At 65.0% G+C, this 23,239-nt stretch carries 15 protein-coding genes; 4 read left to right on the forward strand and 11 right to left on the reverse strand.

The features are described from left to right. Nucleotides 1–3: 3 nt before the first annotated feature. The 3 genes from pglX (ABT006_RS30290) to ABT006_RS30300 form a co-directional block, all read right to left on the reverse strand. Complete coding sequence (pglX, locus tag ABT006_RS30290; protein WP_350711887.1) at nucleotides 4–3,564, reverse strand: BREX-2 system adenine-specific DNA-methyltransferase PglX; 3,561 nt, start codon at nucleotides 3,562–3,564, stop codon at nucleotides 4–6. A gap of 2 nt (nucleotides 3,565–3,566) precedes the next feature. Further along, entirely contained in the window at nucleotides 3,567–7,781 is a 4,215-nt protein-coding gene (pglW, locus tag ABT006_RS30295; RefSeq protein ID WP_350711888.1) for a BREX system serine/threonine kinase PglW, read from the reverse strand. 424 nt (nucleotides 7,782–8,205) lie between these two features. Then, nucleotides 8,206–8,376 (reverse strand): hypothetical protein, encoded by a 171-nt coding sequence (locus ABT006_RS30300; RefSeq protein ID WP_350711889.1) that lies wholly within the window; start codon nucleotides 8,374–8,376, stop codon nucleotides 8,206–8,208. 211 nt (nucleotides 8,377–8,587) lie between these two features. Here ABT006_RS30300 and pglX (ABT006_RS30305) point away from each other — a divergent pair, with 211 nt between their 5' ends. Further along, the gene (pglX, locus tag ABT006_RS30305; RefSeq protein WP_350711890.1) at nucleotides 8,588–11,863 is read left to right on the forward strand and encodes a BREX-2 system adenine-specific DNA-methyltransferase PglX; all 3,276 of its coding nucleotides are present in this window, start codon (nucleotides 8,588–8,590) and stop codon (nucleotides 11,861–11,863) included. Between the two features lie 472 nt (nucleotides 11,864–12,335). Here the strand turns inward: pglX (ABT006_RS30305) and ABT006_RS30310 are convergent, their stop codons facing one another. The 3 genes from ABT006_RS30310 to ABT006_RS30320 form a co-directional block, all read right to left on the reverse strand. Continuing rightward, complete coding sequence (locus tag ABT006_RS30310) at nucleotides 12,336–12,839, reverse strand: hypothetical protein (RefSeq protein ID WP_350711891.1); 504 nt, start codon at nucleotides 12,837–12,839, stop codon at nucleotides 12,336–12,338. Nucleotides 12,840–13,179: 340 nt separating this feature from the next. Beyond that, nucleotides 13,180–13,650: a hypothetical protein gene (locus ABT006_RS30315; RefSeq protein ID WP_350711892.1), complete on the reverse strand. Its 471-nt coding sequence runs from the start codon at nucleotides 13,648–13,650 to the stop codon at nucleotides 13,180–13,182. A 933-nt stretch (nucleotides 13,651–14,583) separates the two neighbouring features. Continuing rightward, the gene (locus ABT006_RS30320; RefSeq protein ID WP_350711893.1) at nucleotides 14,584–15,609 is read right to left on the reverse strand and encodes a hypothetical protein; all 1,026 of its coding nucleotides are present in this window, start codon (nucleotides 15,607–15,609) and stop codon (nucleotides 14,584–14,586) included. A gap of 686 nt (nucleotides 15,610–16,295) precedes the next feature. Between ABT006_RS30320 and ABT006_RS30325 the strand changes: the two genes are divergently transcribed. After that, complete coding sequence (locus ABT006_RS30325) at nucleotides 16,296–16,796, forward strand: DUF4365 domain-containing protein (protein ID WP_350711894.1); 501 nt, start codon at nucleotides 16,296–16,298, stop codon at nucleotides 16,794–16,796. Then, complete coding sequence (locus tag ABT006_RS30330; protein WP_350711895.1) at nucleotides 16,796–17,992, forward strand: hypothetical protein; 1,197 nt, start codon at nucleotides 16,796–16,798, stop codon at nucleotides 17,990–17,992. The genes ABT006_RS30325 and ABT006_RS30330 overlap by 1 nt, the downstream gene beginning before the upstream one ends. Before the next feature lie 19 nt (nucleotides 17,993–18,011). Here the strand turns inward: ABT006_RS30330 and ABT006_RS30335 are convergent, their stop codons facing one another. From ABT006_RS30335 to ABT006_RS30350, 4 genes are all read right to left on the reverse strand, one after another. Beyond that, nucleotides 18,012–19,031, reverse strand: a complete 1,020-nt coding sequence (locus ABT006_RS30335) for a tyrosine-type recombinase/integrase (protein ID WP_350711896.1) — start codon at nucleotides 19,029–19,031, stop codon at nucleotides 18,012–18,014. Beyond that, nucleotides 19,028–19,363, reverse strand: a complete 336-nt coding sequence (locus tag ABT006_RS30340) for an AbrB/MazE/SpoVT family DNA-binding domain-containing protein (protein WP_350711897.1) — start codon at nucleotides 19,361–19,363, stop codon at nucleotides 19,028–19,030. The genes ABT006_RS30335 and ABT006_RS30340 overlap by 4 nt, the downstream gene beginning before the upstream one ends. Nucleotides 19,364–19,904: 541 nt before the next feature. Then, nucleotides 19,905–20,129, reverse strand: coding sequence for a hypothetical protein (locus tag ABT006_RS30345; protein WP_350711898.1), 225 nt, complete (start codon nucleotides 20,127–20,129; stop codon nucleotides 19,905–19,907). Nucleotides 20,130–20,330: 201 nt separating this feature from the next. Then, the gene (locus ABT006_RS30350) at nucleotides 20,331–21,380 is read right to left on the reverse strand and encodes a tyrosine-type recombinase/integrase (protein WP_350711899.1); all 1,050 of its coding nucleotides are present in this window, start codon (nucleotides 21,378–21,380) and stop codon (nucleotides 20,331–20,333) included. On the opposite strand from ABT006_RS30350, the gene ABT006_RS30355 reads away from it, so the two are divergent. Next, nucleotides 21,379–21,738 carry a hypothetical protein gene (locus ABT006_RS30355; RefSeq protein WP_350711900.1) on the forward strand — a complete coding sequence of 120 codons (360 nt, stop codon included), beginning with the start codon at nucleotides 21,379–21,381 and terminating at the stop codon, nucleotides 21,736–21,738. The two genes, ABT006_RS30350 and ABT006_RS30355, sit on opposite strands and share 2 nt — an antisense overlap. 352 nt (nucleotides 21,739–22,090) lie before the next feature. Here the strand turns inward: ABT006_RS30355 and ABT006_RS30360 are convergent, their stop codons facing one another. Further along, on the reverse strand, nucleotides 22,091–23,185 hold the full coding sequence (locus ABT006_RS30360; protein ID WP_350711901.1) for a three-Cys-motif partner protein TcmP: 1,095 nt from the start codon (nucleotides 23,183–23,185) through the stop codon (nucleotides 22,091–22,093). Between the last annotated feature and the right edge of the window lie 54 nt (nucleotides 23,186–23,239).

The following is a 23,239-nucleotide window of genomic DNA, read 5'->3' on the forward strand; positions in this document are numbered from 1 at the left end:
CTGTCACGACCTCGGTCGGCGTCCTCGGCTGGCGGCCGGCGGCCTCCAGGCACCAAGCTGCTCGACCGTCATGCCCACCTGGTGAGCGCGACCGCGCAGTTGCTCCTCCAGGTAGTCGGCCAGGTTGAGCTGGTAGGTGGGGTCAGTCTCGTCGTGCCACTGCCGCACCCAGGGCTGGAGCTCCGCGAGGCCTGCGACCAGGGGGACAAGCTTATCGTCAGCCCAGCCTTCGGCCTCCCGCTCGGCGATAACCGCGTTCAGGGCCAGGGCCTGCTGAGCGTGGTCCCAGCCGGCCCACCCAAGCAACTGGGTGGGGTCGGTCTCGCGGCCGGCGTTCGGGTAGAGGATGAACCGCTCCTTGGGTACGTCGAGCTTGCCCCGGTGCTGCCACCAAGACTGCTTCCGGAAGTCCCCGGTCACGTACTTCGGCGGCACCGGAATCTCGCCGACCTTCTCACCCTTGTCCTCACGGCGTTGCAGACCCCAGGTGTGCTCCCAGGCTTCACGCTTACGCAGTCCAGAATCCTTCAGCCGGTACGCGGCCAGGAAGGGCACGTTCTCCGTGTCGAGCAGCGTGGCGAGCTGCTGAGTGATCGACCGATCCTTGCGTCCGTCCCACAGCTGCAGGACGGAGACGAGGTCTGCATCACGGGTCACGATGTCGGCGAGCTGAGCGACTGATCGCGCGGTTGGCCGCCCCTGGGCGTCAAACCAGTACGAGCGTGCCTCCAGGCGGTCGAGCAGCCACGTCCGCAACGCCTTCTCGACCCGCTTCTCCCACGGCTCGGTCGCCCACCGCCGCTTGTACTCGGGACGCTCAAGAAGGTTGATGAACTTGTTCGACTCAATCAGCTCAAGCCGCCGCTGCACGATGTCCCGATACCCTTGCGGCCAATGTGATGGAACGTTTGTAACGGGTGTAGACCTATGGCGCGAGAACCAGGCAGGCGATTCCTTGCTGGAAGCCGTCCTTCGCGCTAAGGCAATCTCGAACGCTCGCTCACCCAATTGGATGCCGGGGATGCCATCAATCGGGAAGGTCAGACTGCGATCCACCAACCCGTATGAATAGTAGACTTCCCAGTCAAGTTCCTCTTGTGCAAGAATCATTGAAGCGCGCAGTCTTGAAATGTCTGTTTCGAGTCTGCTGAGGATTTCCTCTGAGGGGGTTTCTGCACCAACCGCAAACGCTGATTCGAAACGGCTTGAAATCTCGCGCGCGGCTTCGTCGAGTGCTCGGCCCGGGTGAACCGGGATATTGTGTGGGAGTGGAAAATCTCTGAGAGTAGTACCTGTAAACTCGTAGAAGTTCTCCCACGGGGAGAGTGTTTGCCGGGCACCCTGCGTATCGACAGTGCTGCCCTTATTGTGGCTGTTTTGCTTAAGCCAAAAGCAAGCCGTTGAGGAGTTCAGCACTACGAGCAGTCTAAGATGATCCTCCTCCGTCGCCCCCTTCGGTAACTTGATCACCGGGGCCCAACGGTTGTAAAGGCGACCGCCCCGACCCAAGACAAAATGATTATGTGTCGCGAGGCCCGACCAGGATATCGCCAGCTCTCCAGCAAACCTGTCCCGGAAGAACATCGAGTATTCATACCAGTTGAGCCCCCGCTCCAATTGCGTCTTGCCGTAGGCCACGCGGCTAGACAATTCCGTGCGAGAAACCCAAAGCAACCGTTGAATAGCTGGCTCAGTTTCGGCGTCTAGAGTATCTAGACTGTACGGCCACAAGGCGGCTACACCTGGGAGAAAGGTCCAATCGCGTACGTCGTCACCGTCCACCAATGGCATGACGTGGTTGACCGATACACCCGCGCGCAGCAAAGCTTCGCGTCCAAGGAGATACATATCATCGGCTCTGGTAACTACGCTGCTACCGATATCAGCCAACACAGCTTGCAGCCGCCGGCTCTCAGGCAGATCGATCGCAGCAAGAAGTTTGTCCGCTCCGCCTCCTGCAAGACTCCACGGATGGGTCAACAGCGCTTTCCGTGGTAGCTTAGTTACAGTTATGTAGCCATCGTCGTCGTACTCCTCTTGATCGATGTTGTCGACAATGGATTTCCAGACCACGCCTTGGGCTGGATCGGCTGGCTGTCCAGGCTCGCCTCGAACGCCGAGGGCTGCTTTTACTGTATCTCCAATGGGGGACTGTGGACGCCCCACGAGGATTACCGTAGGGGTTCCGTGTCCCGGGATGTAAGCGCCTGATGAATCGACGATGAGTCTCAAGTCTTGCTTAGCTAGAAAATTCTCGATTAGTCGAGATCCAAACTCACGCTTCATGAAGGAGTTGGACGTGATCTGACCAACCCAGCCTGCGGGTCGGCCACCTATAGCCGGTTTAGCCAGTTGGAAGAAGCGCTCCATGAACGGGACTGTCAGCGCATACGCGCCCTTGCAAGTCGGGTAAAGCTCGCGGTAGGCGGCGTTGAGCTTCCCATCCTTCACCGTCTTGTACGGCGGATTGCCAACCACGACGTCATACTTGCCTGGTTCCAGGATTGACCGCAGGGCCGCGAGGTTTTCCGTTACGTAGGCGAAACCGCTGAGTCCTGAGTCATAGTCCTCCATGCCGGGCAAGTCCAACGCCAACTGCGGGCGTCCATGCAGCAGCGAGTCGCCGGCGGCAAGGTTGAGTTCAAAGGAAGGCGCGTTTTCCAAGGAGGTGAGGCTTGCCGTCTCGAGCGCCGCAACGATAAGACGGAAGCGTGCAATGGCGACGGCGAAGGGGTTGAGGTCTACGCCATGGATGGCGTCGAGAGCCCTCTGCACCCGTGCCTGTACTTCCAATCCCGGCGCATAGGCCGCCCAGCGATCGTTGAGCCGTGCGAAGGCGCCAAGGAGGAAGTGGCCCGATCCACACGTGGGGTCGATGAGTTTGAAGCCTTCGAGTGGCCGCTCAGCGAGTGACGGCTCCATCGTTTGATCGAGGATAAACTCCTCGACGAACTCCGGCGTCTGAAGGAGGGCGAAGGTACTTTTGGCGTAATCAGATAGGTCTTGGTAAAGGTCCCCGAGAAACCGGGTCGACAGATCCTGATCAGCGAGATCCCAAATGAGGTCACCGTCGGCAGTGCGTTCGCGCCAGAACGCAACAAGGCGCTTGGCGGCTTTACCCGACGGAGAGACCGTCCAGAGCGGCGAGTGCGACTCGACTAGATCCCGCGTTGCCTTCGCACTCCGCAGGTATTCAATCGCCTGGAGCAGCCACTCCCGATCGGTGTCTTCCGGATGGGCGCGAAAGTAGGCAAGCTCCGCGTCGAGCGCCTCCTGCCGGCGGTCGGCTGGGCCGGCGATCCAGACCGGCTTGAGTAGGCGGTTGTCCTCGCAGAACCGTACGAAAACCGTGGTCAGTACCCACGCGACCGCTGCCTGCGTCACCCGGTCGTCGCGCCACTCCTGCCACGACATAGCCGTCCGTTCGCGGCTGACCGCGTCACGCCATTCGGCTTCCCACGCCTGGAGCACTTCCGGCTGCGAGGCGACGCGGTCGCGAAGGTCGTCCTCCAGATCGAGGACGACCTTCTTGAGCGCTGCCGTCAACCCCGTTGAGACCGCCATTGCTACTGCTCCTTCTCGGCGGCTGCGCTCAGGGCAGCCGTACTGTCGATCCACTCGTTGTCGAGGTTGACAAACTGGTTGGGTGCGGCGAGCGGCACCGGCCGGCCGTCAATGACAGGACCGTGGTTGCCGTTGAGCTGCGGCACGAGCAGCCAGACCGCACGGCGGCGCGGGGAGGCCAGGTCGGTCCAGCGGGTGAGCAGCGCCATGTTGCCGTAACGGGCGAGCGGCGACGCGTCCGTGAGCAGCACGGGCGAGTCGTCACGTCCCGCGGACAGCGCCCGCTCGACGGTGGCCTCGACCTCGGGCCAGGATCGGCGGATCAGCTCCTCCAGACCGCGACGGGGACGGCTCGACTCCCGTTCGGCGTCGGCGGCGCGCACCAGATCCCAGGGCATGTTGGCGGCCGCGGACACCGCACGCAGCGCGTCCAGCAGCGCGCCGGTCAGGTCCAGCGTCGTCGCCCCGTACCGCGCCTGGGCGGCGTCGATCAGACGGCCCAGGCGATCGGCGCGGGTGCCGAGCGCGAGGAACGACCGGCTGCCGATCGAGGTCTCCAACCGGGCGCCCAACGCACCCGTGGCACCCACCGGGGAGGTGGTCACCGCGAGACTGGTCGCCGACCGAGAATCCAGCCCGGTTGTCGCGGCACCAGTGTCCAGGGCCCGGTAGACCCGAAGCCGGTCGTCGAAGATCAGGCCGAGACCAGCCTCCGTGATCAGGCTGTCGAGCGTCGGCCGCCGCGGCAGCTCCGGCGCGGCGGGGAACCGAACCCGTACGCGTTCGCGGATCTCGTCCGGGGTGAGCTGCTGCCCGCCGAAGTCCGCGAACGTCTGGGCCAGGGCCGCGACCGCGGTGAAGCCGCGGTGGTGCAGATCTCCGGCACCTGAGGCAGCCGCGTGAGTCGATGCGGCGGCGGCCAGAGTCACCCGGCGCAGCGGGTCGGCGAGGGCTGCCGGCCATCCGCTCTCGGTGGGGACAGCCGCTTCGAGGCGGGCCTGCGCGCGTTGCGCCGGGATGACTGCGTTCGCGGCGTCGCCGGTCGCGTTGACCAGGCGGTCCGCCTCCACGGCGAGCGACTCGGCGACATCGCACAGCGCCTGGTCCTCGGCCAGCAACGTGACCACTCCCGCGCGCCGGCGTACCCAGACGGGTGGCTGCGAGCCGTCGGCCTTGTTCATCGCCTTGCGGCGTTCGAGCGCGAAACGCAGCAGACCACGAGCCAGCCGCTCGTCGGGATGGGCCTCAGGCGCGAGCGTTTCTGCCACCGTGCGGGTCAACTCGGCGATCGTCGCGACCGAGCCGAGTTCGGTGAGACGGGCCGAGACCGCTTCGGCCAACCGGTCGAGAAGCGCTCGGGCGTCGTGATCTCCGGCCCACCGCTCTTGCAGGGTTCCGAGCAGCGTCGTGATGCGCGACTGCTGGACTGGCTCGTCGAGGTTGGCCCCGAGCTGAGCGTGCGTCGCGAAGGCGTCGAGCGTCGTGTCGAACCCCAGGATCAGGCGGACGACTCCACCGCGTGACGGTGAGCGCGGCGTGGCGACAACTCTCAGCAGAAGGTCTGCGGCTGCCGTGGGGGTGAGCTCCGGACCGCTTCGTTCCGCCGCGCGGATCTCGGAGCCGAGCCGGGCGCGCCATTCCTTGATGCGCGAGGTGAGCTGCAGTCGGGTCGCGTTCTTGACGCCCTGAAGGCGGGACAGCTGGACCGGGTCGACGGTCAGCAGCTCGCCGACCGTCTGGACGGCATAGGGTTCCAGCGCCGACAGGGCGCGGGCAGTCAGCCCGGAGTCGCGCAGTGGCGTGGTCAGGGTCGCCCGAGCTGCCAGCTCGTCGTAGGACTCGTCGGGCTCGGTCGTGGCGTCCTTCGCGAAGATCCTCAGCCAAGCAGCCCGCATCGCCTCGGCGGTGTGATGCCGGGCGCCGGCATCGCGGGCCAGCGCCTTACGGAAGAAATCGACCAAGTCGCCGGCGAGCGTGGCGTCGAACATCTCCGGCCTGATGGTCGCCTCATCCAGAATGCTTCCCGGGTCGCCCTCACCGTCCCCGTAGACCGGTGTGCTGCCGGTCGCCATCTCGAAGAGAACCACCGCGGCGGCATATCGTTCCGCTGCCGAGTCGTACCGGTCCCGCGTGCCGATGAGGAACGGGTCGAGGTACGGCGGGGTGCCGGCCTGCGTAGCGGAGGCTGCAGCGCGGGTCAGGGAGAAGTCAAAAAGGATCAGGTGCTTGGTACGGTCACCGCGGCTTTCCCGCACGCCCAGGTTGGACGGCTTGATGTCCCGGTGGTCGACCCCGGCTTTGTCCAGCGCGACGAGACAGTCCAGCAGGTCCGTCCCGTACCGTTCCAGCAGGTCAAATGACAGACGGGTGCGCGTCCGCAGCGCGGTGGTGAGAGTCTCCGGCCCGGCACTTTCGAGCAGGAGGGCGCGCCGGCCGCCGACGACGATCGGTCCTTCGAGAACTTTCACGATCCGCGGGACGTCGAGGCGCCGCAGCGCCTCCGCCTCATCGTCGAGACGGGTCGCGGCGGTGTCGTCGAGAGCCACTTTGAGGACACACTCGCCGTTTCCCTCGACGTGCAGATCCTGCACGAGCAGACCCACCGCGGTCGAGCCCTGCCCAAGGCGCCGAACTAGCCGGAACCTTCCGTCGAGGACCGTGCCGGGTGCCGCCTCGAGCGGATCGGTCTCCTCACTCGTCGCGGCGTCGCGCTCGGCTGCGGCGAGCTGTGACAGGAACGCTGCGACGTCGGCCGTCCGCCGACTGGGCGCCGGATCGGTTGCCTTGAGGACGAGCGATCGCAGCGTCGACGGGACCTGAGGCAGCTCGATCGCCAGGTCGAGGCCGTGCTGGTCGCGCAGGCGCTGCCTGAGAGCGCTCCGGTTGGGCGCCGGCGGTCTCCCGGTGATCAGGTAGAAGGCGAGTGTGCCCAACCCGAACACATCGAGCCGGATACGGTCGGCGTCTGCGCTCCACACCCCCTCTGGGGCGCCGAACACCTCGGCCATTCCTGGTCCGTGGTCGGCGAGGGCGGCGTCGACCAGGGAGGTCACCCCGTGGACCGAAGAATGGGTGGCCGCGGCGCCCTGGACGCTGCCTGCGCCCTGCCAATCACCGACCCGCACCTTGACGTCGCTCTGGGTGCCGGGAACCGGACGCACCCAGACCGCCTGCGGGATCAGCCCGCGGTGCACGACCCGGTTGTTGTGGGCGTACTGCAGTGCCTCGCCGATCTGGCGGATCATCGACAACTGCGTCGCCAGCGGCACACCCTGATCCTGGCCGGCCAGCCACAGGTCAAGGCGCTGCCATTGCTGGTCGTAGGGGTATACGAGCCCGATGCCGAGCTCGGACTCGACCAGGTCGCGCGGGCGCAGCAGCCCGTCGTGCTGCAGCCGCGACATGATCCGGAACTCGTGCTCCGCGATCCGTCGGGCCGACGCCCGCTCTTGCTGACCCGCGGTGGGTGGCAGGACCCGAAACCGGATCCGGGCACGGTCCTGCTGGACTACCCGGTGGTAGGCGAGCCAGTCCTGCCAGCCCTCGTCCGAGTCGATGGCCTGGTCCTCGATGACCCAGGACCCTGCCTCACGCTCCCGGCGTTGCACGAGGCCGATGCGTTCGAGCAGCTTAACCAGGATGTGTTCCTGGTTCGGTCCGATCGCCCGCCGCCCCGCGGATTCGAGCACCAGTTCAGAGATCTCGGTGAGGTTGCTCTGGGTGCTACGGCCGTCCAGGCCGTAGAGGTTGATCGCGCTGGATGGGCCAAGAGCGCATCGCAAATCGGGATGGTGCAGGAAGACTGCCTCCTGCACGAACGGGATGACGTCTCGCTCGTCGGGTATTTGAACGTTCTGCTCTTGCGCCCATAAGCGCAGCTCGTCCTTCAGCTTGCTCGCGAAGAACTGCGCCTTACGCCGCGCCAGCTTGAGTGGGGAATCCTCCGGCCGCCGGCCATCGCGGGCCCAGCGCTGGTCATCGCCGCGAAGGGTGCCGGAGTAGTACTTCAGCTCGATGAGGTGCAGTTGCTTACGGCCGAGCAGGAGCAGGTCTACCTCGTGCCATCGCCCCCGGGAGTCGCGGAACTCGAAGTTCGACCAGGCTCGAAACGGCGTCTCGCTGGGCATGATCGCGCGGACCAGTGCCAGCCCTTCAGCCTCGTGCGGGAACTGCGAGGGCGAGACCTCGATCCACCGGTCTTGCCCAGTCTCTGCCACTGTTCACCCTCCGCGCCGCGCTTGGCCGTCCCCGAACCTACCGCCCCCGGGCCGCAGGAGCATATCCCGTGGTAGCGGATGACACCGTCTCCGCTCAGCAGGGTGTCGCCCTCGGCCGGGAGACCGGCTGGAGTAGGTGGCGGTGCACAGCATGTTCCCCGCTAGCGACGCGAGAGTGTTGGTCACGCCGAGGTAGGCCAGCCGGAACAGGGAAACCCGTGATCCTCGTCCAGTTGCTTGTTGAATATCGCTGTCGCGTCGGCTCGAGTGAGTACGAGGTACCGCGTACTCACCACGGTGATCAAAAGGGCTATAGCAGGCCGGGCGAGGATTTCGGCACCCGAGTGGGGCCTGCCAACGAGCGCTGCTGGCCGGCAGGTCCAGCAGCGCTCGCGTGCGGCTCATCGGCTGCGCATCCAGAGTCTCAGGGCCGGCCCGGCGACGAGGTAAGGAACGCCGCTATCGCCAGCAGGAGGAGCACGGTGCCGGTGAAGCTGGCGGCTCCGGTCAAGATCCCGTCGACCGGATCTTTCGAGCTCATCCCTGTCAGCAGCCCGGCGGCCGCGCCCACCATGAGGCTGAAGATGATGATCACCGCGAGCCAGAGGGGGCGCGTCGGAGGAGTCATTGCCGATCCGTCCTTTCGTGGCCTCCGGCTGTTCCCGGATGCTTGTCGGGCACCGGGGCACGTCAGCGCCTGTCGATGGCGAGCAGCGTGCGGCGGAGAGGGGAAGCTGTGAGGGTAGAGTAGCGGAGTTTCTAACACGGTTCCAAAATTCCAGGAGGCGAGTCTCAGCGTGTCGACCGTGGAGCTATCCACCCCTTTGCGCCGGCTCGTACGGCTTGTCGAAGAGGACCTACGCGCAACCCGGGTCAGCGAAGCCTCGGACGCGCAGGTCGACCAGGCAGCGGTCGGGTGGGTGCTGAGCACTCTGTTTGTGCGGTTCGCGGAGGACAACCGCCTGATCGATGGACCGTCGCCACCTGCGGTGCCGGGCCAGCAGCTGCCTTGGCTCCTCTCCCGGTTCGAGGCCTTCGCTGCGGTCGATCCGGGAACCGGGCTGTTCGAGCGCGGGCAGAACGCGCTCTTCGACCTGCCGATCTCGGAACAGATGGCCAGCCAACTAGCCGCCTTGTGGAACCGCACCGACGCGGCCGGCGGCAAGGCGCACGACCTCGCCGCCGCGGACCTGAACACCCGCTTCCTCGGCGACCTCTACCAGGTCATCGATGAGAGTGCCAGCAAGCAGTACGCCCTGGTGCAGACGCCTGCCTTCATCACCGAGTTCATCTTGGATCTCACGCTTGAACCTGCTATCCAGGAGCGTGGGCATGAGGCCCTCCGCCTGATGGATCCGGTCTGCGGGTCGGGGCAATTTGTCCTGGAGGCATTCACGCGGCTGTTTTCCGCCTGGCGGCGGGCCGCTCCCACGGTTGCTGTCGAGGATCTGGTCGGTCGTGCGCTGCGCTCCGTGCACGGGGTGGATCTCAACCCTTTCGCCGTCGCTATCACCCGGTTCCGCCTGCTCATGGCTGCGGTGCGCGCGTGTGGCGCCACGAGGCTCAGCGAGGTTGCCGGGTTTGACTGGCGGTTCTCGGTAGCCGTCGCCGATTCGCTGGTCGAGGACCCCTTCGGCGGCGACTACGACGTGGTGGTGGGCAATCCGCCCTACACCACCGTCCGGGACAAGATCCTCGACGAGGTCTACCGCGCCCGGTACGACGCCTGCGTCGGCAGGTACGCCCTCACGATTCCCTTCTCGCAGAGACTTTTCCAGTTGGCGCGGCCCGGTGGACATGTCGGTCAGCTGACGTCCAACTCGTTCATGAAGCGCGAGTTTGGTCGACGACTCGTCGAGGAGTTCTTCGGGCACCGGGTCGCGCTCACGCACATCATCGACACTTCGGGCGCGTTCATTCCAGGCCACGGCACGCCCACCGTTATATTGATCGGACGCAATGAGCCGCCTCGTGACGCGGCGCCGGTGCTCACCGTGACCGGTCTGCGTGGTGAGCCGGCCGTCCCCTCCGATCCCGCTCAGGCGCCGGTCTGGCGATCGTTGCTGCGACAGACGGCGCATCCTGGTCACGCCGACACGTGGTCGGCGTCTCGCTACGTCAGCCAAGAGCAACTCCGCTCGTTTCCGCTAAGGATTGCAACAAGCGAGGCGGACGAGGTCCTCGCGCAGATCGCCGGTGCGCCACGTCGGCTGAACGACTATGTGGTGCGAATCGGATACTTCGCCAACACGGGATCGGATGACATCTTCACCGCGCCACGTCACACCTTCGCGACGCTGGGAATTCCCGCTGATGGCGTCCTCGTGGGCGTGATCTCTGGCTCCGAGGTCCGGGACTGGAACGCCGGGGCCGACCGCTACGCTTTCTGTCCATACGATTCATCGGGCAACATCATCTCGATCGAGCAGCATCCCGCGCATCTACGACGGCTATGGCCGTACAGGCTGGTGCTACAGAACCGCCCATCCGGGTTTGAGGGATCTCCCGAAAACAGCGGAAGACCTTGGTACTGCTGGCATCAGTTCGTCGGCCGGAGGGGCATGAACGACCGGCTGATCACGTATTCCTGGATCGCCACCCACAATCACTTCGCCTCCCTGTACAGGGATGAGGTGCCACTGCAATCCGCGCCGATCGTCGAGCTCCCCTCAGACGCGCCGGCACAGCGCCGAACCGACCTGACAGCATGGCTCAACAGTTCTTCGGTCTGCTTTTGGTTGAAGCAGGGCAGCAACAGCAAGGGCAAGTCAGGCCTCGACCAGACCGGCACCGGCGAACACTGGGACGCCTTCTACGAGATCGCCGCCACCCGGCTGCGTGACCTCCCGTTGCCCGAGAAGCTGCACTCCACGTACGCCGATGAGTTGGACCGGCTCGCCCGGGAGCTGTCTGAGGCCGCTCCCGCGGCGGTCCTCAGCCGCCAGTCCCCGAGCCGCGAGGGCTTCTCCACGGTTCGCTCCCGTTGGGAAGCTATCCGCGCCCGTATGGTGGCCCTGCAGGAGGAGCTGGACTGGGAGGTCTATCTCCGGTATGGCGTCGCCGAGGACGAGGGCCTGCTGGCCGCTGCCTCCGACATTCCGCCACTGAGCTTCGGCGAGCGAGCCTTCGAGATCGCCATGGCCCGACAGGTGGTCGTCGGCGAGCTGGACACTGCTTGGTTTGTGCGGCACGGCGGCCTTCCGACCACCGATCTGCCCGCGCACTGGCCGGCGTCCTACCGTGAGGTGGTCAAGCGGCGGATCGATGCGATACAGCAGGACAGGCGGTTGCGGACTCTGGAAAGGCCGGAGTTCAAACGACGGTGGGCCTCCACGGGCTGGGACGTCATGGCGGCCGATGCCCTGCGAACCTGGTTGCTCGACAGGTGCGAGACGGCCGAGTTCTGGTACGACGACGCAGACGGCGCAAGGCGGGCGCGACCGCTAACGATTACGAAGCTCGTTGAGCTGCTGGGCGAGGACCCGGCGGTCATCGAGGCCGCTGAGCTGTACGCACCAGGCCAACCGCTGGTCGACGTCGTGAGGGGTCTTTTCGCAGACGAGGTCGTTCCGTTTCTCTCCGCCCTACGTTATCGAGATTCAGGCATCGCGAAGCGCGCTGAGTGGGAGGAGACGTGGCGGCTGCAACGGGAACAGGACTTGGGGCTTACCGCGCCGGTCTCGCTACCACCGAAATACAGCAGCGCAGATTTCCTAAAGGTGAGCTATTGGCGACACCGCGGCAAGTACGACGTGCCTGGCGAAAGGTTCGTGTCCTATGCGCGTTCGGGAGGCGCCATCAAGGACGCCATGGTGGGGTGGGCCGGCTGGCCCGTCGAGGACCGAGCAATGGTGTTGTCCGACCTCGCGTCAGCCGCGCCGACTCGCGATGACGCTGTTCCGCTGCTCGCCGGTCTGCTCGAGTTGCTGCCGTGGGTGAAGCAATGGTGTGGCGACCAGCAGTACCGGAGCCACCGCACGCTGCTGGACGACTTGATGGTCCGGTGGGTTGTCACCGAGGAGGATCTACGCGGTTGGCGTCCCCTGAAATCGAAGCGTGGGCGCCCCCGCAAGCACAGCTGAGCGATGTATTAGCCCTGAGGCACCTCGTAGCAGATTGCCGAGCGTATTCCGATGTGTTCCGGCTCCATTGGAAGCTGACCGGTGTTGACAGCCTCGTAGGGGCCGTAGTCCTTGTCAACGCCGGCTGGACTTCGCTGGCGCGACCTGGGCAAACGCCGTCAAGATCAATCCGTGAATAGTCCGTGGACAGCGACAAACGGCGACTCCGGGCGGCACACCACTGCACAGGTCGACCGACCTACGCGGAAGCATATCCGCAGGTCAGGAAGCGTTCTTGCTGATCTTCGAGGTGCCCCCGGCAGGATTCGAACCTGCGACACACGGTTTAGGAAGGCGACTGCGGCTGGCTGGCGAGCAGGGCCGTGACCTGGGCATACGGGTCGGCTTCCTCGAACAGCGATCAAGATCATTGCATGCACTCTGCACGGGCGAGGACGCTGACGGCTGGCCGTGACGTGCAGACGTCTCGCGGTCACTGCCCTTCGGCAGCAGGGCCGGGGGTACCCAACCAACCGCTGAACCACAGGTACTGCCGGAGCTTCTCCGGGATCCGCCCCGGTTGGCAGATCCACTCGTCCGCCAGGGTCGCAACGAGCAACTCGGCCCGCTCGAAGCGAAGCACGGTTCCGCCGACAGCCGGAACCGTGCTGTATCCCTGGACAAGGCCCACATCAACGAGGCATTGCCCAACCACCTCGCCGAGCAGGTCGGTGGGTTGGGCCGGTCCGACCACGGTCCGTCCGTACTCCTGCATGTTGTACGACGAGTAGGGCTCTTCCTCAGTGAGCGTCAGCAGGTCACCGCAGCCGTGGGCCATGATGGCTGGCGTTCCCTCGAAGTGCAGCCAGAAATGCAGCAAACCGGCAGCCCCCGCCACTGGCCTCTCGTCGTACCAATGCCGCGCCTCGGTCACCGCAAGCAGGCGTCGTCCCAGGAGTGGGCGAAGTAGAACGGCAACGGTCTCGGCATCCGGCACGGCCGCACCATAGCAGCGCCAGACCGCCAGCTTGGAAGATCGCTTCTGGCCGACCTGATCTGTCCGGAACGCCTGGTCAGCAGCGATGCCATGGCGCCCGGTAACGACCGCTGCTGACCGTCCGGGGCACCGACTACTGGCACGTGGCTGGCACGGCGGCCCGGTGAGCGCGCGGCTCTTCGGCGGCGTGCGGCTTACCGCCCCCGGCATCTCGGGCCGGGGGCGGCTTGCCGTGCCGCCGGCTTCCCGCGTGCCTGGACCCCGGTATCGGTGGCAAGCCGCGAAGCGGCGCGGCAGCCGATCGCCCTGCCCTCGGTGGTGCTCGGGGCTTCCGCGATCGTCACGGCCCTGCTCGGTCTATAGACGCCGGACGCGGCCAATCCACGACAGGGCATTCCGAGGCCCCGGACTCCGGGCATCCCTGGTCGTCGCGCAGCTCCTGCCACTCTTCGTAAGCTCGATAGACCCTGCGCAGGCTGTCGTGTTCCTCCCGAAGCGCAAGGAACTCGTCCAACAGGGAGAACAGTGCGTCGAAGGCTCTGCGATCAGTCTCGGAGTCCAGCTCGCGTGGGTTCTTCGGACCGACTGGCTCGGTGAGCCTGAGGACGAGGTGCGGCCAGAAGACGTTCGACCCGCATCCCACCCGTGTGACGAGCCATTCTTGGAAGCCAGTCAGGATCGCCTCGTCGGCAACGTGGCACCCGAGCACGAAGGCGGCGCCTGAGCTGAAGTCAGGCCGAAGCAGATACATCAGGGGCCGCTTGTGCACGGATGAGAACAACTCGCGGTGGCGTCGGATCGTCGACTGCATCGTGACAGTCTCCACCGCCGTCTTCAGGTCCACGCCCCGGCGCAGTTGCCGCCCGACCTACCGGCATCGACTTCTCGAACTGTCTTCGGGACCGATGGCCCGCCGCGCCGGCCGATGCCGGCCGGAGGCCGCCAGCAGGCCGAGCGCGGCGGGCAGGCCGCGCTTGCGCGGCCCTTGATCCAGAAGAGAGTATTTCGGCAGTGCCGTCTCCGCCCTTGTTGTCCTCGGTCGACCGATGAGCGACACGCGTCCGCCAGCTATCTGCGACAGTGGTCGGTCGGCACTCTGGGCTCGACGTCTCCGCGGGGCGTCGGGACTCGGGAGGCCGGGATGGCGCTGGTTGTCTTTCGGTTGTCGAGCAACGGTTGACGCGGTTCGTGCGGTGCTGGCCGGGTCCAGCTACTTCCCGAGCCGAGCCTTAGCCTGATCAGCCGACCAGTCTGGTTGACGTTCCCGACCTTCACCTGTTCCGACGAAAGCCGACCAACGCGCAAACGACGATTGGCCAAGCGGCCGACGCTCGTCGGCCCACACCGAGAAACTACCGCTACCCATCACATTCCACCTGAGAGGCTCCCCGCCCCAGACTGGCCCTTGCCCGGCTGCAACGGCCGAAGTGACGCCTCACTTACGGAGAGCGCGCATCTAGCGCGGCACCCGGCCGCCTGGAAGTAGCCCAGACTGGTCCATCTCACTCGCGCCTGGGCTACTTCCGTCTGAGTTCTGTCCGGACGCGTCCGACAACGGCTGCACGCTCGGAGCTCGTCCGCGCCTGGGCCTGTCAGCGTGCCGCCTTCAGACGACGTTGCCTCTTCGCTGCTTCTGGCGCCGTGGCCTGAAATTGCAGATCATCAGGGTACGGCCTCGATACTCCCTAGTTGACGCGCTACAACGCCGCAGCCCTGTTACAAGCACGTCCGTAGGCCCGGCACTCTACTCATTGGTGAGATCGAGAAGGTCTTGGAAGCGCCGAGCGACGTGGGTGCTTTGGTCACAGGCTCGCTTTACGTCTGGATCCGCGGACAAGGCTTTAAGGTGCCGGCCGGAAATATCGGGATTGATCTCTATGATGGCTTCAATCAACGGCGCTGCCGAGTTGCTATAGAAGACCTTGCGGTTCACTCCCATGCCGCGTCCGCCGGGTTCGCCCACGTAGCAGAGCACCATCCACTTGACGACCTCTCGATCCGTCTCCTCAGGGATTGCCTTAAGCCCGCCGTACTCCTGAAGGTTGCGGAGGAGTGCTCCGTGTGATGTGTTTTGAGCCCAGTGGTAACCCGTACGGTTCAGCTGATCCAAGTAGGACTCGAAGAAAGCACGGCGCTGCGCCTTACGAAGGAAGGGAAGGATGCCCGCCGCATTGGCGACTCTCACCTGCAGATCGGTGAGGACGTTACGCCGGATCTTTTCCTGGAAGTGCTTGGCTAACTCGACGATCACAGAGGGTCGGGTCACTTCGCTCAATGTCCCCAACAGTGTGAAGGCGTTCTGTCGAACCAGGTCCGGCTCACCGTCGTTTGTTGCCGTCGAGACCAAGAACTTGGAAATCTCCAATTGTCGCGTGTCGGGTGCGTGCGCGAAATCTTCGACTAGCTCGGGATCTGCCGTTGCAGGACCAGCGGTCTCAATTACCTGCTTCACCTCGTGCACCCGGATCAAGGTGACCGGATCGCGTGACAGCACTGCTTCGATACACGTCTTGAAGATGTAAACGCAGTCCTCTACCCCAGCTTCGTATTCTGAATCCTCGTGCTCCAGGTCTTTCCGAATGTCATACGAACGAGAGAGTCGACGCCACTCCGGACGGGAAAGCAATCCCATACGATACGACAAGTTGATGACGTTTGTGGTCGAGTAGTTGTCGATATCTTCCGACCGCTCGACGGTTGGGAGTTTATGAGCTTTAGCTGCGTCGCCTGCAATGTCAAGGCCCGCGATCTTGATCTCGCAGATCCGCAATTGAAGCGTTCAGAAGGCGCTGGCAAGCACTGCTAGGGTCAACGGTCATCAGTCGACGGACGCGCTCGATCAACCCTTTAGATTGCCATTGAGGCCGGATTTGGGCCATTAGTTCAGGAATTCCACTATCGCGGACCATTTCCACATCAGGATGAACCACAACTGCCACGTCAGATCCCGGCTCAGGCATTTTCAGTTCCTTCCGGCGCCTATTGCAACTTTGTTGAGCATCTCGGCAACATCCACGGGATGTCAAGATCTACCGCTGCCTCGCTGCCGAAGCCAACTCTTCCGTCACAGCCCAACTGGGCACCCACGGACGTTCCCGTTGGCCGCGGGGACTCTGCGGCCAACGGGGCCGGTCTCGCGACTGCTTCGCTACGCGCGGCACCTCGCTTACAAGGCGCTTCCGGCGAGTGTCGTAGTTTCCGCTGGTGTCCGCTGGGATCCGGTCGAAGGCAACATCCGCCCGCACCGGTCCGGCCTTGGCCGCCACCGTTGATGTCAACGACTGATGCCAGGTTGCGAGCGGCACCTTGCCCATAAGGGCTTAGCAAACTTCAAGTTGCGAACTCTGTCGGCTTGCCGACTCAGCAAATCGTAGCCCTGCGCAACATCAGGTCTACCTTCAGTGTCGCAAGGTCGTCATGATGATGGTCATGGTGGTCCCTCATCAGCCAGGCCCTGTGGACATCGCCACCCTCGGCCCCAACGGCTGTAAGGCGAGGTTCGGCGTTGCCTACCTCCGGGCGATCTGCAGCCAAGCTGGCGTCGGGTTCACCGAGACTTCCATCGATGAGGATGTGCTAGCGATCGACGGCAAGATCGAGTTTGCTGTCGCAGACGCACGAGTGCAGGTGAAGTGCACGGGCAAGTTCCGCATCAACGGTGGCGGCACCGCAACTTGGCCAGCAGACGAGCAGTGGTGGAAGAAGTGGCACAATTCCGGCGTACCGGTTTACTTCGTCTTGGTTGTAATGGATCCTGACGATCAACCGAGTTGGCTCGACCATCGAGGCGACGGCACCATGCACCGGGCAGCAGCCTTCTGGGTGCGGGTCGACAAGATGTCCCAGGCATCGGGTATCACTGTTCCCAAGAGCCAGCGACTTACGGCAGATACCCTACGCCAATGGTCCTCCGACGTTGACGCATGCTTCCAGCCCCAGCCGCAAGGTGGGTACTGATGATCAGCGAAGCCGCACAGCCGTCTATCGGCGAACTGCGCGCATACCTGCGCTTCAACGGCTGGGTTGAGCAACCTCCCGGCCCTGCGGGCTCGCTTTGGCTCCGCGATGGCGCACGAATAGGCGTACCAACTGCCGAAGACTCGGACCTAGTTTCAGGTGTCGTCGGAAGATTGGCAGCCGCAGAGCGCAGGACGCCGAAGGAAGTGATCGCAGCGGCGAAGTACCTTCTCTTTGACGTCACGCACCTACGCGCGGCCAACGACTCAAGAATCACCGACGCCATACCACTCGAAACCGGAGTCAAGATCTTGGCGTCGGCGAGGGCGATGCTTCGCGCCGCCGCCACGACCGCACGCTGGGAACGCGCCCATATCGCCACGAATTATTCCAAGCCTGGTGATGACGTTGTTCGCCAGGCGCTGATGGGTCACACACAGAAGGGCTCGTACGTAATTCCGGTGCTTGTGCCGATACCTGCACCGTCTGAACCGGACCTTCATCAACCGACCCTTGATCACACTCACGGAGAATTACATAGGGCACCCTCGGAGCCCTTCGAGCGACGCGTGGTGCGGACGTTTGCACAGTCGATGCAGGCGGTTAGGGAGCTCGTAGTAGATCACGCTCGGGCGCCCACCCCTAACCAAGTTCATGAGTTAGTCTACCGAGGCGTCAGCCGAGAGTTCTGCACCGCATTGGCTCGGATCTTAGATCAACGAGCCATTGGAGAGTTCGAGGCAACCGTGGCTTGGGCTCCGGCTGTACCTGCGCCCGAGACGATGCCAAGGAGCGTTGTCATCGAGGCGGAGGCGGCCGATCTGGTAAAGGTGGTGGCTGAAAAGCTCCGTCAGCAAAAGGTCGACCCTAGCCGCGTCTTCTCAGGAACCATCGTGCAGCTGCGCCATGAGAGCCACGACGATCCATTTGGCGAGATCGCGATCGCGACTGTCCGTCAGGGCCGCGCTACTGAAATTCTCGTTAGACTCCGAATGCACCAATACCTAGAGGCATGGAATTGGCACTATCAGGGACGAGCGGTTTTGGTGGAGGGAACCATCAGGCGGGCACCTGGCAAGCCCTTGCGGGTGGATAATCCAACACGTTGCCATCCTGTAGATGAAATGATGCTTCCACAGCCCGTCGTAACACCTCGCCAAAAACCAACCGCAAGGCGGCGCCAAGTAGAGCCTTAAACTCCTACTCTGGGTCAAGTCATGCAAGCGGATGGGGTTCGTTGGTCAGCGCCGCAAGCGCGGCAGCTACCTCGTGGATGGATGCGCGGACGTAGGTGGCGGTGGTTCCGGCGTCACCACCGCTGCCCGAGTGACCGGCGTAGGCGCGGGCGATGGCGTAGCCGAAGTTACGCTCCACCCACGTCAGCGTGGTGTGCCGTAGCCAGTGGGTGCTGATCTGTTGCGCGTGCACCCAGGGCAGGTGTTCACCGATGCGAACCCAGAGGTGGTCGTACCGGCGGTAGGTGATCGGCTGCCCGCTGCGATACCGGAACAACGGCCCCGCCTCGGTGGCATGCCGCTGCTCGGCATGCCGCAGCAGGTACCGCATGAGTGTCGGCGACACCGGCTGCCACCGCACCGTCTCGCCCTTCTCACGCAACAGGATCAGACACTGGTCCGGGTCTAGGTCGACCGGCCGCAACGCCAACGCCCCACCCCGACGGCACGCCGTCTCCGTGTGCAACCGCAGCAGCAGACTGTCCAACGCCGGATCATCACCCGTAGACGCCGCCACCTCGTTGATCTCCGCCAACCGAGCGTCCGCCAACGCCCGCCGCGTACTCGGCAACCGCCGCGGCTTCGCCACCTTCAACGCCGGGTTGTCCGCCTCCGACAGAAGCCCGTCGGCGACCGCCCGCCGGTACAGGCAGCGCAACGATGCGATCAGATGTTCCGCCGCGCTTCGCCCACCCCGGGCGTTGCGCCGGGCGACGACGTGCGTCTTGACGTACTCGGCCAACCGCTCGATCTCCGATGGCGTCGGCTCGTCAATGCGCCGCTGGCCCCACTGCTCGATCACACGCTTCCAGTACGACCCGTACGCGCGCCGGGTGCCCCCGCTGACCGCTGCCGCCACCACCGGCACGTACTCCGCGAACGTCGGCGCCGACGGACGGTCCGCCGTCGCTTCCGTCAGGTCCGCGGGCGAGATGCCCATCCGCGACAGCAACAGCCGCGCGGCATCCAGCTCCGCCTTGCCCGCGCTGGCCGCGCTCACGCCTCATCACCGCCCAGCACCGTCCGCTCGGCGTGGGCGACCATCTCGTCCAACAACCCTGGCGGATACACCACGAGCAGGCTCGCGGCGGGGTCCGCGGTCAGCAGGACCCGCTCCCCCGCGCCGAGCCCGCACCAGTGCCGCGCCGCAGCCGGCAGCAACAGGTGCCCCTGACCGGTGACGGCGAAGATATCTTGGGGATCGCGGCGCACAACGATGGCCCCAGCACCGTGACGGATGTCGAGCCGCACGCCAGGCTCCCAGCCCAGCGCGCCGATGATCGCCCGATCACGGATCCGGCCGCTGCTGTCGACCGATGCCAGGCGATACATCCTCGCTTCGGTGCGCTGCTGAGGGAGAGCCGGCATCGGTAAGGGTGCCCGACGCAGCCGAGCGGCGGAGCCACCGCGAGAGGCCCTCACCTGGTCCGGAAGCAGAACCGGAGGAACGACGGAAGCCACCGAGGGCTCAGCCACAACGAACACCGCCCTCGCCCGGCGCCAAGCCGGTAGAGGCGGTGACAGAGTTCAGATTCGCGTGGTCAAGTGCGCTTGACCACCAGTATGCAAGACACGGCATCGGTGCCGCAAATTTGTGTCCGAGGGGGGATTCGGCCACCCGTGCGTAGCACCCGCTATACAAACGGGTGCTCATGCGATAAGCCTAGCACTTCACGATGCGTAACACTACAGGCGTGAGCTGCCACGTGACGCAATTTAAGCAAACAATTCGATCTGCCTGCGCCGATGACAGCGCACTCATCAATCCGGACACGGAGAAGGGCGCCTCCGACAGGCTGAGTCCGCACGGAGTTCGCGCCGCGAGGCACCAGCGACGGCGCAGACGCGAAATCTCAAGAGGGCGGTGGAGTTGTCAACTCGTCGGGTACGCGCCCTTAAGAACAGCCAGAAGGTTACGCAGATAAGGCTCTGGGCCAAGCTCGTCGATCAATCTCGCGTTCGCCGCAACCCATTCTTCCTCGGAGATTATCGGATCGCGCGCGACAGCCAGGTCAGGATCGATATTCACGGCATAGAACGGGTTGCCGATCATGGCAGCAACGTCACCGGGAGTCCAATCGCCGCCTGCGCCGTCCATCCACAACTCCCGTCACTCAGTCCAGGGCTTCAACCATCCTCGATAGTTTCACACCTCCCCAGCCTCCTGGCGGAACCAGGCCCAGTCGGATCGGTGTCGCTCATCCCCAGGCTCCCGCCCTTGCCTGTCGCTTCGTGCGGCGGAATCCAGGGCTCCTCCCCCACCGGCCACACGAAGCGACAGGATCTCATCCAATATCGATCAGTGGCGAGTGGCTGTGGGCCAGGCGGCCCGGGTTTCTTCCATCGTGGCGAGTGGGTGTGGTTGGCCGGTCATCGCCGACAGCGCATCCGCGACGGCGTGCAGATCAGCCTTGATATAGGTGGTGGTCGAGGATCCGGGGCTGTCGGTGTGCCCGGCGTAGGCGCGGGCCACACCGTAGCCGAAGTGGCGCTCCACCCAGGTGAGGGTGGTGTGCCGCAGCCAGTGGGTGGAGATGCCCTGAGCGGCCACCCACGGCAGGCGCTCCCCGATGCGTTTCCACAGGTGGTCGTAGCGGCGGCTACTGATCGGCAGGCCGTTGCGGTAGCGCAACAAGCGGTCGGTGGGCTGAACGGCACCGCGGACGCGGGCATGTTCGTACAGGTGCTCGGCGAGGTCGAGGCTGACCGGCTGCCACCGCACAGTGCCCTTCTCGGCCAGCCGCACAAGCCCGCTGGGACGATCCAGGTCAACAAGCCGCAGGGCGAGGCCACCGCCACGCCGGCAGGCGCTCTCCGTGTGTAGGCGCAGCAGGAGTGCGTCGAGGATGACATCGTTGCCGCTGGTCCGCGCCACCATGTTGATCTTTTCCAGTTCGTGCGGCGTCAGAGCGCGGCGGGTGCTGGGGAGGCGGCGGGGTTTGGCGACGCGGTGGGCGGGACTGGCCGACGCGTCGATGAGGCCGTCAGCGACCGCCCGGGAGAAGAAAGCGCGGGCGGCGGCGATGACGTGCTCGCCGGCGTGCCGGCCGTTGCGGCTGTTACGCCGCGACCGGGCTGTGGCGACCATCTGCTGTTTCATCGCCTCGATGTCGCTCGCTGCGACGCAGTTCAGAGGCCAATCACCCCACGCAGCGGCCATCCGCTCCCAGTACGTGCCGTACGTCCGTCTCGCACCCGGGCCCGCCGCCGCGATCACGCGCGGCAGATACTCCGCGACCGTCGGCACTGGTACCAACACGCCGGCGTTGGACTGGAGGTCGGCCAGGGTGACACCGAGATGCGCGAGGACCTGCCGGGCGGCGGCAACGGCGGCAGAATCAGCAGACATGGTCGCCTCCCGCTACCTCGATGTGCAGGTCGGCGAGCAGCCGAGTGACGGCGCCGATCGGGTGCACAACAACCAGGTCATGGGCGACGAGCGCGGCGAGCAGGACCGGCTCGCCATGCCCAATCCGGCACATACGTCGGCTGGAAGCCGGCAGGGGCAGCGCACCTCGGCTGCCCACCCGGTCCCGACCATCCTTGGCCGAGGCAATAACGAGCACCCTTCGGTGCGGGTGGATGTCAAGGCGGTGGCCCGGCTGCCAACCCAACGCACGCAGAATGGGCTGCGCGGCCACCCGGCCGCAGCGGGATGGGACAGCCATCCCCAACAGAAGCTCCGCGGCATTGACAACCGCCGGTAGTTGAACTCGAGCGGGCAGTACCGGCATCGGTACGGGACGAGGACGTGAACGGGCGGGCAGGGCAGCAGGAACAAGCGGACGGACAAGCTGTTCACCGCTCGGGACAGGAGGTCGTGTCATGGCGGTGACAACAGGGCGCCCATGTCTCGGGCCTCGTCGTTCCTGACGGCCGGGAGCCACCGGTGGCCGATGGCGCGCACCGCTCCGCGTGGCACCTCTGCGCCCAATGATCGGGCGCTCTCTCGAGGAAGTACACCTCCCAACGTGACGAGATCCGCACCGGGTCGGAGGATCGGCCCGGTCTGCCTTGCTCGGTGGGCAGTTACCCGGGGGCCGAGGAAGTTCGGTACACCTAACGAAGGGGCGCATGCACTAGCGAAACGAAGGATGCCCTCCGCAGCGGGCCGCCGTCCTCGATCTTCACGCTGCCGGCGTCGATGAGCGGCTTCAGTGCCTTGATGACGTGTTCAGGTCGGTACACCGTCTCAAACAGAGCGAACTGGCGCAGGTCCTCTACGCGGACCGGTTCGCTGTCACGCAGCCTCTGCTGCAGCAACCGGGTCAGTGGCCCGAGAAGCGGTTCGTCCATGGCGAACAGGGTCTCTGCTTGTTCGTCGCGGGGATCGCGGAAGCCGACGCCCTGGACCCGGTCGACCTCCCAGAGGCTGTCTTTCATCTTCTGCACGCCGAGGTGATGCCCGGTGCCGAAGACGAGGTACAGGGGTTGGCCATTCCGGGGGACCAGTTCGAAGTCCAGCAGGTACGGGAAGCCCGCCGCCTGCAGAGCCTGCCGGTAGCAGGTGAGGATGTGCCGGCTCTTCGCCGCTGGTGGCAGGTTGACGACATCGCGCCACCGCGGGTCGCCGCCGAACACGTCGTCACCCGCCTCGCCCAAGTTGCTGACGAACCGGACGAAGTGCTGCGGGAGCAGCGTGACGATGACCTCGGTGGATACGTTCGCGGCGAGGCGCTTCAGCAGCCTGAAGGGCACAGGTGCATTGCCCCAGGAGTCCAAGTTTGCGAATATCGGCTGGCCCCAGGCGTCCATGCGGTCGAGCGCTGCTTCGAGATCGTCGGCGCAGGTGCCTTTGCCCATCGTGACGGGCATCGCGACCTCGGACCGCGGCCGGTCGGGAAACGCTTCTTGGAGAGTTTTCCGGAGCATGTTGACGCAGCGCTGGTCGTCGTCGATGAAGACGAATCGGGCGATGCCCTTGGTCGCGGGGACCTTGTCGACGAGCGCGCGGATCGCGATGACGGGTGACCCGGGTTCTCCGCCGCTGTAAATGCCGGGCCCGGCGAAGCCCTCGGCGTAGGTGACAGAGGGGTAGGCGTTGGAGCCGGCGAGGAGAATGGGGAACCATCGCTCGAGGTAGCGGCGGTAGATGTCGTGCTTGGCGCCCGTGTGCTCCGCACACGGCCACGGCACCGGGCCGTCGACCGGCATGCAGCCCTCCCGATGATCACGAGGTGTTACGAAGAAGTGTCTCATTGCGACATC

The organism is Micromonospora sp. NPDC002717, from assembly GCF_040295705.1.
Classification (GTDB): Bacteria; Actinomycetota; Actinomycetes; order Mycobacteriales; family Micromonosporaceae; genus Micromonospora.